General features: G+C 37.0%; 13 protein-coding genes. 6 read left to right on the forward strand and 7 right to left on the reverse strand.

Going from position 1 to position 12,174, the window contains the following annotated elements; genetic code table 11:
* Positions 1-42: 42 nt before the first annotated feature.
* The 5 genes from ACTJIV_RS14380 to tilS form a co-directional block, all read right to left on the reverse strand.
* Positions 43-882, reverse strand: a complete 840-nt coding sequence (locus tag ACTJIV_RS14380; RefSeq protein ID WP_228452689.1) for a patatin-like phospholipase family protein — start codon at positions 880-882, stop codon at positions 43-45.
* Positions 883-924: 42 nt separating this feature from the next.
* Positions 925-1,707 carry an alpha/beta fold hydrolase gene (locus tag ACTJIV_RS14385; protein WP_440628279.1) on the reverse strand — a complete coding sequence of 261 codons (783 nt, stop codon included), beginning with the start codon at positions 1,705-1,707 and terminating at the stop codon, positions 925-927.
* Between the two features lie 60 nt (positions 1,708-1,767).
* A complete protein-coding gene (locus ACTJIV_RS14390; protein WP_440628281.1) occupies positions 1,768-2,295 on the reverse strand; it encodes a biopolymer transporter ExbD in 528 nt (175 codons plus the stop codon).
* Positions 2,296-2,566: 271 nt separating this feature from the next.
* Positions 2,567-4,633: a protein-disulfide reductase DsbD family protein gene (locus ACTJIV_RS14395; RefSeq protein WP_111955538.1), complete on the reverse strand. Its 2,067-nt coding sequence runs from the start codon at positions 4,631-4,633 to the stop codon at positions 2,567-2,569.
* Positions 4,630-5,949, reverse strand: coding sequence for a tRNA lysidine(34) synthetase TilS (tilS, locus tag ACTJIV_RS14400; protein ID WP_440628284.1), 1,320 nt, complete (start codon positions 5,947-5,949; stop codon positions 4,630-4,632). The genes ACTJIV_RS14395 and tilS overlap by 4 nt, the downstream gene beginning before the upstream one ends.
* A 90-nt stretch (positions 5,950-6,039) precedes the next feature.
* Here tilS and ACTJIV_RS14405 point away from each other — a divergent pair, with 90 nt between their 5' ends.
* From ACTJIV_RS14405 to ACTJIV_RS14430, 6 genes are all read left to right on the forward strand, one after another.
* A complete protein-coding gene (locus ACTJIV_RS14405) occupies positions 6,040-6,873 on the forward strand; it encodes an OmpA family protein (RefSeq protein ID WP_440628286.1) in 834 nt (277 codons plus the stop codon).
* Positions 6,874-7,268: 395 nt separating this feature from the next.
* The gene (locus tag ACTJIV_RS14410) at positions 7,269-7,916 is read left to right on the forward strand and encodes an O-methyltransferase (RefSeq protein ID WP_116014267.1); all 648 of its coding nucleotides are present in this window, start codon (positions 7,269-7,271) and stop codon (positions 7,914-7,916) included.
* A gap of 89 nt (positions 7,917-8,005) precedes the next feature.
* The gene (locus ACTJIV_RS14415; protein WP_111955530.1) at positions 8,006-8,722 is read left to right on the forward strand and encodes a C40 family peptidase; all 717 of its coding nucleotides are present in this window, start codon (positions 8,006-8,008) and stop codon (positions 8,720-8,722) included.
* 17 nt (positions 8,723-8,739) lie between these two features.
* Complete coding sequence (locus tag ACTJIV_RS14420) at positions 8,740-9,207, forward strand: DUF1648 domain-containing protein (RefSeq protein WP_223560366.1); 468 nt, start codon at positions 8,740-8,742, stop codon at positions 9,205-9,207.
* Positions 9,204-9,548 (forward strand): cupin domain-containing protein, encoded by a 345-nt coding sequence (locus ACTJIV_RS14425; RefSeq protein ID WP_440628289.1) that lies wholly within the window; start codon positions 9,204-9,206, stop codon positions 9,546-9,548. The genes ACTJIV_RS14420 and ACTJIV_RS14425 overlap by 4 nt, the downstream gene beginning before the upstream one ends.
* 4 nt (positions 9,549-9,552) lie before the next feature.
* Positions 9,553-10,785: a 3-deoxy-D-manno-octulosonic acid transferase gene (locus ACTJIV_RS14430; protein WP_440628291.1), complete on the forward strand. Its 1,233-nt coding sequence runs from the start codon at positions 9,553-9,555 to the stop codon at positions 10,783-10,785.
* On the opposite strand, the gene ACTJIV_RS14435 is transcribed toward ACTJIV_RS14430, so the two are convergent.
* Both ACTJIV_RS14435 and ACTJIV_RS14440 read right to left on the reverse strand, forming a co-directional pair.
* A complete protein-coding gene (locus ACTJIV_RS14435) occupies positions 10,777-11,403 on the reverse strand; it encodes a deoxyuridine 5'-triphosphate nucleotidohydrolase (RefSeq protein ID WP_440628293.1) in 627 nt (208 codons plus the stop codon). The genes ACTJIV_RS14430 and ACTJIV_RS14435 overlap by 9 nt on opposite strands.
* Entirely contained in the window at positions 11,403-12,158 is a 756-nt protein-coding gene (locus ACTJIV_RS14440) for a glycosyltransferase family 2 protein (RefSeq protein ID WP_440628642.1), read from the reverse strand. The genes ACTJIV_RS14435 and ACTJIV_RS14440 overlap by 1 nt, the downstream gene beginning before the upstream one ends.
* Positions 12,159-12,174: the final 16 nt, after the last annotated feature.

Here is a 12,174-nt window from a genome sequence, read left to right on the forward strand (position 1 = left end):
TACATGACTATTTTCGGAGAGTAAGCTTATACATTCAAACACTTACACTTCGGTACTCAAATTTTTAGTATATCCCTTGCTTTCGAGTTCTTCACAGGTATACTCGTAAACTTCCTGAAACATGACATCAAGGTTTTTCTTACTGAATAAACTGAATTTTGTCATTTTAGGAGGGTCTAAAAAAATGTCGCAGGACTTTGCTTTGGAGTAAACCGATTTTGCAATGGCTAAATGGAGAATACGGTCAAATTCCTTCATCAGGCTCATTTTTCTTAATTCATCATAACTTATAGAATTGACGTGAGAAGCAATTAAAAAATCACATTTGTCGATGATCGGCTCTATAGGAAGATTATCTAAAACACCTCCATCAACATATATTTTTTCACCCATTCTCACAGGAGGTAAAATAAACGGAACGCTTGACGAAGCCAGAAGCGGGCCGAAAAGCTCACCTTCCGAAAAGAAATCCACAATTCCGTGGGTCATTTCCGTGGCAGTAACGTAAACAGGGATTTTTAAGATTTTAAAATCATTCTCAGGAAAATGATCATTAAAAAGTTTCAGGATGAAATTTGAGCTGAAAATACCGTTTTTAGAAAGTTTCAGATAAGATCTTGAAAAGAATGTTGTTTGTTTTACAATATCCATCATCTCATCCGGTGATTTTCCGAAGGAATAAAATGCTCCCACAATAGAGCCGGCGCTGGTCCCTGAAATGATATGCGGTCTCAGATTATATTCTTCCAGTGCTTTCAGTACTGCGATATGGGCAATTCCACGCATTCCTCCACCGGAAAGTGTAAGGCCGATAACCGGCGGTTTCTTTTTTTTGAAAGAGAATAAACCCATCGAAAGTAATAATTCCTTACTAAGATACAAGAAATTTTGATATAGACCGGGCAATAAAGCTATTGCCGGGTATTACAGGACTAATTTTTTTGGAAGATTATGAAGAAGTTCCGTATTGATAATTTCTGCGCAGATGCCGGGCTTTTCCCAGTGCCCGTTATGCCCGCAGTCCAGGATGTAGGATTTTATATTCGTTCTGTCAGGAAGATGTTTGATCATCATATCTGTTTTTACAGCGTTGTCATGCTTTCCTGCCAATACTAAAATTTTCGCTTCCAGGCTTTCCATGACATGTTTTTTGTCTGTTCTTTCTACCATACCCTTTACACAGGCAAGAGCTCCCATATTGTTGGTAGAAAGTGCAGTTTCAAGCGCGGCTTCAATTTTGCCTTCCAGGATGTCTCTTTCATTGGGATTGAAAAGATTCGGAATTCCAGCCCGTACATAATGGGGAAATGCATCCTTGATGATTCTATAGCTTTTAATCCGCTGCTGTTTTTTCTCTTCATCGTCAGGAAAATAGGTGGAAAAGAATAAGGTCAGGCTTTTGAGAGTCTCAGGATATTTTTCTGCGAAAGCCAGTGAGGTGTATCCTCCCATGGAATGCCCCAAAAGATGTACATTATCCAGCTTCTCATGATCTAAAACTTTTTTCACTTCATCAGCCATCAGTTCCATGGTGTGAACTTCGGCCAGAATATCAGATTGTCCATGGCCCGGAAGATCTATTTTCAACAGTGGAAAATCTCGCGAAAGATGTGGCTCCATATCACTCCAGATGGAAAGGTTTTCCATAAAGCCGTGAAGCAGTACCAAAGTTTCTTTCCCGTTTCCTTTTCTTTCAAAATTCAGCATAATCTTAGTTGTTTCTTCAAATTTAAATAAAAAAGAGCATTGTAAAAATGCTCTTCGATTCTATTGGGTTAATTCGGTATAAATTTTCTTTTCCCATGGTTTTATATCAGTAATGCCATATCTTTCTTTTTTAGATATCGCGATATTGTCCAGGATGTCTACGAAGTTTTTATAGTTGGCATCATCGGTGGGCTTTACAATGACTGTAAAGTTTTCAGGCACCGGAGCGTTTTTATAAGCTTCAGAAATGATCTTAGAAATTTTTACCCCGCTGAAGTCTGTTTCTTTCAGGTTTCCTGCATTCAGCTCTTTCTCGTTGCTCTGGTGGTAAAAAACTCTGTTGTCTTTTCCAAGAATAAAGGTAACCTGGTTTTTGTCTCCAATATGAGGGATGTTTATTGGATGTGGATTAGGATCCTTTGCCGGGAGCCCCAGATCCATCACATTGGGTTTTGTAAAATTGGTGGTAAACATAAAGAAGGTGATCAATAGAAATCCTAAATCTACCATTGGAGTCATATCCACCCGGATTAATTTTTTTCTTTGTTTGCTTCCTCCCTGTTTTTCTTGCGCAATTACTTCAGCCATAATTCATATTTTTAAATGTTAAACGGTTTTGGTTAAAAAAGTAAAGTATTAATACTTATCTGAAGGAATCTATACAAAGTTTGTACCTAAAATTAATAAATGTCAATAAAATTTCAAATTTATAGAATGGTTGACATAAAATAGCTGTACAATATTTTATATTCGCAAGCTTTTGTGACTTTTTAAGAATATGATTATTTTTATTTTTATAAATATCAAAAAAGCCCTATCAAAATAATGATAAGGCTTTTTATTATGTTTAAATTAAGAATTACTTCGTCGTTTTATAGTAATTAACTCCGCATTCTAAGAACTTTTTGAAATCTTCTTTCGGCATATATCCGGATACCGGTGTATTGATTACTTTTCCATCCGGAGTGATCAAAACATAATGAGGCTGAGAATTGTTGTTGAAATTCACCTGCTGGAATAAGCTCCAACGGTCACCAATCGTTTTTACCTTTTTCACCTGTCCGTCTCCAAGATCTATTTTTGTTTTCTGATCTTCAGGAAGCTCTTCCTTATCATCTACGTATAGGGATGCCAATACAACATCGTTCTGTAAAATCGGAAGGATATCCGGCTCGCTCCATACGAATTCCTCCATTTTTCGGCAGTTTTCGCAGCCATAACCTGTGAAGTCAATCAAAATTGGTTTGTTTTCCTTTTTAGCCAGTTCAATAGCTTTAAAGAAATCATGCTCGGGATGCATTCCCAGAATTCCGTCTTTTTCATCATGAAGATAACTTACATTCAAAGGAGGCAGAATTCCGCTTAACAGCTGTAGTTTTGGACGTTCTGCCGGAATTAATCCCTGGATCAGATAGATCACAAAACCTATTCCCAAAGCGCCTAATATCTTTCTTGTAATAGAAATCTTCGGTTTTTTATCATCGTGCGGAAATCTTATAACTCCGAATAAATAAAGAGCCAGTCCCAAAGCAATAACGATCCAGATGGCAATGAAAAGTTCTCTTTTTAATAAGAATGTTTTAGAAACTAAATCTGCCTTAGATAAGAATTTTAAAGCTAAAGCCAGTTCTACAAAACCAAGAACCACTTTCACGGTATTCATCCATCCTCCGGATTTTGGAAGACTCTGTAAAGCCTGCGGGAATAAAGCCAGCAATCCAAAAACGATGGCCCATGCCAGTCCGAATCCTGCCAATGCGAATGTCAGCAGCATAGGAACATTGGTAGAGCCTGTCACTGCGCTTCCCAGTAAGCTTCCTAGAATAGGTCCGGTACATGAGAATGAAACGATAACCAGCGTCAGTGCCATGAAGAAAATACCGATAATTCCTCCTGCTTCTTCTGCTTTCGAAGACTTATTGGCAATGGAGCTTGGCAACGTGATATCATAGTATCCGAAGAAGCTTCCTGCAAAGAAGATGAATATGATAAAGAAGGCAATATTCAGCCATACACTTGTAGATATTTCATTGAAGATATTCCCGGCAATTCCATCGATCAGATGGAAAGGAAGGCTCAGAAGGACAAAGATGATAAGGATGAAAAATCCATAGATCAGTGCATCTCTTTTACCCTTTGCTTTGTTTTTATTCCCTTTTGTAAAGAAAGAAACCGTCAGCGGGATCATAGGAAAAACACAAGGTGTCAGCAAAGCGATCAGACCACCTACAAATCCTAAGAATAAATAAGTCCAGTAATTTTCTCCGACTTCTTCCACGGCTGTTCCGCAATCGGTCAAGGGTTTCTGGAAATCAATGGTTGCTATTTTTAGCTGTTTTGGATCCAGTTTTGATGTTTCTGCAACGGGTAATTCTCCTTTTACAGGCGTTACCGCAACTGTTTCTATAGTTTTTGCAGAATCTTTTATAACATCCGTCTTTTCCTCTGCAGTTTCCTCAACAGCACCTTTTGGAGTTACTTTCTGATTGAATTCTAAAGTATTTGGAGCCAGACAAACTCTGTCGTCACAAGTCTGATAGGTAATTTCAGAAATAACCTCTGCTGGTTTTGTAGGGTCTTTTAATTTAAATTTCTGTTTGAAACCGGCAGAATTGGAATAAAAAACAATCGTCCCTCCAAACGCTTCTGAAAACTCTTCGTGTTTCTTACCAACTTCAGTGAACTTTCCGATCAGTTCGATGTTTTTCCCTGAAACTTTATACTCGGTAGGAATTCCTGTATCTTCAGGAAGATCTTTGGAATAGATATGCCAGCCGTTTTCCATAGTAGCATTTAAAACTGCTTCATATTGGTTGTTCCCTAGATCGTTGACAGTGAACTTAAACTTTACAGGGTTCTTGATCTGTGCATTAATTCCTGCCGCTAAAAACAGTAGTACGGCTAAAAACCAGTTTCTAAATTTCATTTTTTCTTTTCATTAAAAATTTTGAGAATACTTTGCGTTTTCTCATCACTTGCATATCGTCTGTCCTGTCTGAGAGGTATAATTCCAAGTACGGAATTGTGACTGTCACACAGGATCCAAATTTTTGGCCTTGCTAAAATAGATAATTTTTCGTCCCTAAAAAACTTAGAAACTTTCTTTTTGCCTGAAAAATCCGCCGGATAAAACTCGTCACCGTCCTGCTGTTTTCTTAAACGTAATGGAAACTGAAGTTTTGCAGCATCAAAATTCCATTCAAAACTGTTATTGATTCCGTCAATGTTTTCAATTGTATCTTCAAGACTGATATCCATTTGGATTTCAGAAAAATCAAAATTTTCAAGCAAAATAATTTCATCTTTAGTTTCTTGCCTTTGGTTTTTACTGATGAAAATTAATTCATCTCGGCTGATCATAAGCTGATAATCTTTTGAAAAAAAAGAACTGCCGTTTTCCGCTGTAAAAATTTTGGAGATTTCTTCTTCCTTGTCGAATCCGTATTTCTTTAAAATCTCAAACTGTACGAAAGCACTTTCCTGATCCAGCTTTTCTTTGGATAAGATTTTGTGCTCAGAGTTAAATACCGTAAGTTTATTTTCGATTTCCTCGATCCGTTTTTCTACAAAATCTCTGGTTTGGTTCAGATAAGAAGAGCTTTTTCTGAAATTTTCCAGAAAGTGCTCATTGATTTCCAAAAGCTTGGGAGCGATCTCATTTCTGATTTTGTTTCTTAAATAATCACTTTTTTTATTAGAGAGATCTTCTCGGAAGTCAATTCTGTTTTCCTCAGCGTACCCATAAATTTCTTTTTTTGAAAAGTTGAGAAGAGGCCGGATTATCTTGTTTTTATTTGCTGGAATACCACTCAGCCCACTAATGCCGGAAGCTTTAGAAAGATTGATGATGAAAGTTTCCAGCTGGTCATTCAGATGATGGGCGGTAACAAGAAATTCAAGGTTTTCCTGCTCCTGAATTTCCCTGAAAAAGCGGTAGCGGATTTCTCTCGCCCAAAGCTGGATAGAATTTTCCGGTTTATTGTCTTTTTCCGAAACTTCATACAGGTGAAAACGAATATGATTTTTCTCACAAAAATCCTGAACCGTTTTTTGATCCAGATCAGAATCTTCACCCCGAAGTTTATAGTTGATATGAGCTATCTGGAAATTAAGCCCCAAACCCTTAAAAAGAGAGGCCAGGACCATAGAATCGGCACCTCCGCTTACAGCCAGAAGATAGCTGTGAGTTTCCGGATTTCTGACAAGGTTTTCAAGCTGATTTTTAAAACTAAATTTTTCCAAAGGGTATGTTGAAGATTTCTTTTATGCAAAGATAATCCATAAAATTCAATTCAATTTTCCTAACTTTGATTCGTCTAAAAATGATTACATATGAAGATTATTAAAATTTTAGGAGTAACTGTAATGGCGTTGGGATTGACCTCTTGTGTCAGTAAAAAGCAGTATGATGCATTAAGCTCCAATTATAAGCAGTGTATTGAAAATATCGGTGAAAGACAAAGAGAGATCCAGGATTTAAAGTCTCAGAATTCTGCATTGTCAGGTGAGAATAATCTTTTAAAAAGCCAGCATGATGCTTTGAAATCATCTCTGGATGCATGTCTTTCAAATACAGGGAAAAGTTCAGCTAATATTGATAAACTGGTTGGAGAGATCAATGCTTCCAATTCATATATCAAACAGCTGATTTCAAACAATGCTAAAAATGACAGTCTGAATATGGCACTGTCCAACAAGCTTAAAAGATCTCTTGATAATGTAGCGGATGATGACGTACAGGTGAAAGTGTTGAAAGGAGTGGTAATGATCTCGCTTTCTGATAAAATGCTATACAAAACAGGAGATTATAACGTACTGCCTGCTGCTCAGGAAGTATTAGGAAAAGTAGCTAAGGTAATTAATGATTATGATAAATATTCTGTATTGATTGAAGGTAATACAGATAATGCACCATTAAGCTCACCTAATCTGCCAAGAGATAACTGGGACCTTTCTGCATTGAGAGGTACAGCAGTTGCGAAGGTTCTTCAGACGCAGTTCGGAGTAGATCCAGCAAGAATTACTGCGGGAGGACGTTCCGAATACAATCCTAAAGCAACCAATATGAGTGTTTCAGGAAGAGCGGAAAACAGAAGAACGGAAATTATCATTATGCCTAAGCTGGATGAATTCATGAAATTAATGGATATTGCTCCTAAGAAGTAATTGAACATACATACCCATAAAAAAATCCCGAAGTCATTCGGGATTTTTTTTAATCAAATTAATTCTTCTTTTTTCAATAATGAAATAATTCGTTGAAAAAATGAGTTGGATATTTCTGTCTTAGTTTTTTTGGACGAAGAACCCGCACTGCCATTTGGCCTTGCGGTCTTCTGATTCTCTGTGTTAATTAGTTTTCCTCCTGCATTCATTGTTTTGTCTTAGTGTTTTTACCCCTTGTTCTGTGCAAATGTATTACTATCTTTCAGGCAAACATATCCGTATTTTCACGGTATTTTCAATGGGCTTTTTACGGAGAAACGGATGAAAAATGCCGACCAATAATAATTTTTTCTTTATATTTAAGTACTTTTGAATAACATAAAAAGAATTGCAGTATGAGCTTTTTTGAAGAAAAAAATCCTGAAATGGACAGGTATCTGGAAACGCATGCTTCCTCGGAACCTGAAATTCTGAAAAAACTGAGAAGAGAGACCTATCAGAAAACTACACAGCCGCATATGATATCAGGATATCAGCAGGGAAGACTTTTAACTATTATTTCTCAAATGATACAGCCTAAGAATGTGCTGGAAATAGGAACCTTTACAGGATATGCCACACTATGCCTGACAGCAGGACTGGCCAAAGATGGGAAAATTACCACACTGGATGTGAACGAAGATCTTGCTTACCTTCCAAAAAAATATTTTGAAGAAAGTGAATATGCCGGACAGATCGATTTTAAGCTTCAGGATGCCAAAGAATTTTTAAGAGATACTGATGAGGTTTTTGACCTTGTTTTCATAGATGCTGATAAAGAAAATTATGCGGAATACTTCAGGCTGATCAAGCCCAGAACAAAAACAGGTTCGGTAGTGATGTTTGATAACGTTTTATGGTACGGAAAAGTGCTGGAGGAAAATCCGAAACAGAGATCTACCCAGGTTATCAAGGAACTCAATGATTTGATTGCAAAAGACGATGATTTTGAAAATCTTATTTTACCTTTGCGTGACGGAGTGAATTTTCTGAGAAGAAAATAGGCAAAAGATTTAAAAATTAAAAAAATAAAAGATTTTACGGAATCTAATTCTTTAATTTTTAAATCATTGAATCTTTTAATTTAGAATGAATGAATAAAGGAATTTGTAATGTTACTGTAGCACCGGTTCGTGCAGAGAATTCTGACAAAGCGGAAATTGTTACGGAAATACTGTTTGGGGAAAGCGCTGATATTCTGGAAGTGAATAAAAACTGGACCAGAATAAAAATGCATTATGATGGCTATGAAGGATGGATGGATACCAAACAGCTGAAACCTGTAACAGAGGAAGAGCTGGCAAAAAGAAAGGTTACCGTGGTGACTGAAGATTTTTCCTCAGTGTTAATGAATGACGGAAAAACCCTTCTGTCAATGGGTTCCGAAGTAGAATTTCCTGCGGTGGCTTCAAGAAGAAGTCACGATCTCCGTGAGAGTATAGCTTTAGCTGCCAGAGAATTTCTTAACGTTCCTTACCTATGGGGCGGAAAGAGTTTTTTTGCAGTAGACTGTTCCGGTTTTACACAGCTGGTATACAAGATCCATGATATTAAATTACCTAGAGATACTTATCAGCAGGCAGAAGTAGGTGTCCCTTTAACTTTCGTTGAAGAAAGCCAGCCAGGTGATTTAGCATTTTTTGAAAACCCTGAAGGTAAAATTATTCACGTGGGGATTATGCTTGAGAATCAGAAGATTATTCATGCTTCGGGAAAAGTAAGAATAGATATTCTGGATTCTACCGGCATCTTTAACAAAGAAATGAATAAGCATACCCATAAGCTGAGAGTGATCAAAAACGTACTCTAATCTTAAATACAGTCTGAATGGAGAATATTATTTTCACAGCTTTTGATATTTTTAATTTCGGATTGGTGATTTTTTTCTGGTGGTTTACCCTGAAACATTACAAAACCCTTCCTAAACGAATTCCGGTACATTTCGATTTTGACGGAAAGGCTGATAATTTTGGAAACAAAGCCTTTTCTTTTTTAACACCGATTCTGGGAACGGCTTTCTATTTTATGTTTGTCTATACCTTAAGACATCCGGAAACCGCTAATTTTCCTGTAGAAATCACAGACCAGAATAAGGATGCCCAATTCCTGATCATGGAAGTTTTTATAAGATGGCTATTTGTATTAATAATGTTTATTTTTATGAATAGTCAGGATTATATGTTCCGTTATTCCTTTGATGAAAGCGTGAAGCCTAGAGTTCCATTATCTACAGCTATTTTATCGGTAATAGGAAGCCTGATCGTGGTTTTTATTTTTGTAGCGATATTCAAATGATATATTCTAAAGATAATTCAGTACACTATACCTGGGGAAACAGCTGTGACAGTTGGGTCCTGAATGATTCCCGCAATCTTTCCGTAAAGCAGGAAAAAATGCCTGCCGGAACTGCTGAAAAACTGCATTTCCATGAAATGGCAGAACAGGTTTTTTATATTTTAAAAGGGGAAGCCATATTGTATATCAATAATGAAAAGTTTTCTGTTAAGACGGGAGAAAGTATTTCTATTCAACCTAAATCAGAGCATTTTATTTCCAACGAATCTCAGGATGAAGTGGAGTTTCTTGTTATCTCCAGCCCATCTACCCATAACGACCGAATTGAAATTGAAAAATAATTAAATGTCTTTCTTATACAACATATTTGTCAGCCTGCTCATTTTCGGAATGAAAGTTTTCTCTTTGTTTAATGATAAAACTAAAAAAGGAGTTGAAGGAAGAAAGCGGTCTTTACATAAAGTAAAAGCTGCATTTTCGCCCTCAGACAAGGTGATCTGGATGCATGCGGCCAGTCTCGGCGAATATGAGCAGGGACTTCCTGTTTTGGAAAAGCTCAAAGAGAATTTTCCCAATCATAAGATTCTTATCACTTTTTTTTCCCCTTCAGGCTACGAAAATGTTGTAAAAAAGAAACATATCGCAGATGTAGTCTGCTATCTTCCTTTTGATAAAAAAAGTAAGGTAAAAGAGTTTATTTCCCGGTTTGATACAGAATTGTTTTTTACGGTTAAATATGACTACTGGTATCATCTCCTGGCAGAGCTTAAAGAGCATGGAGCTAAGATTTATGTAATTTCTGCCTTGTTTTATGAAAGCCAGGCTTTCTTTACATCTTATGGAAAATGGTTTGTAAAGCAGCTCAAAAAAGAGGTAGACTGGTTTTTTCATCAGACCACCTTTTCTTATGCATTAGCTAAGAGTATTGGATTGGTCAATTCTTCAGTCGCAGGAGATACAAGGTTTGACAGGGTAAAACAACTCCGGGCAAGAGATAATCATGTTGAATTTATTGCAGATTTTATAGGAGAGCATCAATCTGTTGTATTCGGAAGCTCGTGGCAGGCTGAAGAAAAGATTGCTGCCACAGTTTTCAGAATGAATGCTGATTTGAAACTGATTATTACTCCCCATGATCTGAAAAGAGTGGAGCATTTAAAGAATATTTTCCCCGAAGCCCTATTATATAGCGAAATACGAAATACGGAGCTTTCCGTTTCCAGACATCAGATTTTAATTATCGACAGCATTGGTTTGTTGTCAAAACTATATTCTTATGCAGATGTGGCGGTGGTAGGCGGAGGCTTTCATGATGCAGGTCTGCATAATATTCTGGAAGCAGCTACGTTCGGGACTCCTGTGATTTTTGGGGATCATTATAAAAAAAATCCTGAGGCAGACGATCTGATTGCAGCCGGCGGAGGAAAGTCTTTTTCAGAAGAATATGCCGCAGCAGATTTTGTATTGTTTCTTCTTAATAATGAAGAAGAGTTACAGGAAATGTCTGGAAATGCAAGAAAATTTATAAAAGAAAAGCCGGATGCCACAAATCTTATCCTGCAGAAGATATTATCGTAAAAATCCCTGACTTTTGGTGTCTTTCATGATCTGCTCTATATTTTCCGGAATATTATCAGATTCAAGCCAGTTAGTATCCAGACCATTATTGATGCAAAGTTTCTGCAAATAATGATTTTCAGAGATTTTATTTCGTGTTTCTCTCAGGAGCTCATCAATTTCCATCCAGTAATCTTCGTCCAGCTTTTTTGTTAATACCAATGCCTTAAACACTTTATTAATGATATAAATGTAGAGCTTGTACACATTATCAAATCGCTGTCTGCTGAAATCACTGTTGGAATCCAGAATTCTGTTCACCAGCAAAAGATTCAGAGAAACTTCCCCGAATTTATCCGTTGTAATTTTGATGTGCTCTGTTATTTCTGCACTCAGCTTTCGGATAATAGTAAGAAAATATTTGGCGTTTCCAACATATTTTGAGGCCAGAAGAACCTGTTCTGCAACATTCTCTTCCATCGCATTTCTCTTATCATCCGTAGTTTCCTGATCGATCAGTTCAAAATACAGTTTTTTAGATAAAAGCTTATCTTTTTTCAGCAATCTGAAAATAAGCCGGTCTTTTTCTATGCTGGAAAAAGCACTTAAGGCAGCTTTAAACTCTTTTGAATATTCCATTAATTGAAAATTTTAGAATATTTCAGAAATCCGTTTATGGCCCAATTGGCCGTATAATATAAGGATTTTACAGTAGAAAACCCCATAAAGTCTTTGTAGACCAGATACTGATCCTTGATGATGTTTTTTTTCTTTCGGGAAACACTGTTCTCACGCATCCTGTATTTTGCCAGTGTCTTATTGATGGGCATTCCTTCAGGAATTACTTTTAACAGGTTTAGCCACATCACGTGATCTTCACGCTTGCTTTTTATAGGGAATAAGAATTTCCCCACCCTTTTGGTATCGTACATGGTAGAAACCGGAGCCAGTCTGCAGGTTTTCAGAAGATTGGAGAAGGTTACTATCTTATCTGCCAGGAAATCTTTTAAAACAGGCTGTAACTGCTCATTACATCTTGAATAATTGCAGTAGACCAGTTCCGCATTATTTTCCTGCATATAATCTGTCATCGTTTCCAGATATTCAGGATACCAGAAATCATCAGAATCCAGAAAAGCAATATATCGCCCAGTGGCTCTTTCCAGGCTGTTATTTCTGGCATTTCCGGCACCGCCGTTTTTCTCCAGGACCTGTAATTTTATCCTGGGATCATTGTATTTTCTTATGATTTCTACGGTATTATCTTTGGAAAGGTCATCGGTGATCAGCCATTCCCAATTGTCATAGGTCTGGTTTAGAACAGATTGTATCGTTTCTTCGATGAATTCGGCAGAATTGTAACAGGGAGTGATGATGGAGACCAGGTCTTTCATTTGCATTTTTACTGGG

It is taken from the genome of Chryseobacterium sp. 22532, assembly GCF_052044665.1.
Lineage (GTDB): Bacteria > Bacteroidota > Bacteroidia > Flavobacteriales > Weeksellaceae > Chryseobacterium > Chryseobacterium lathyri.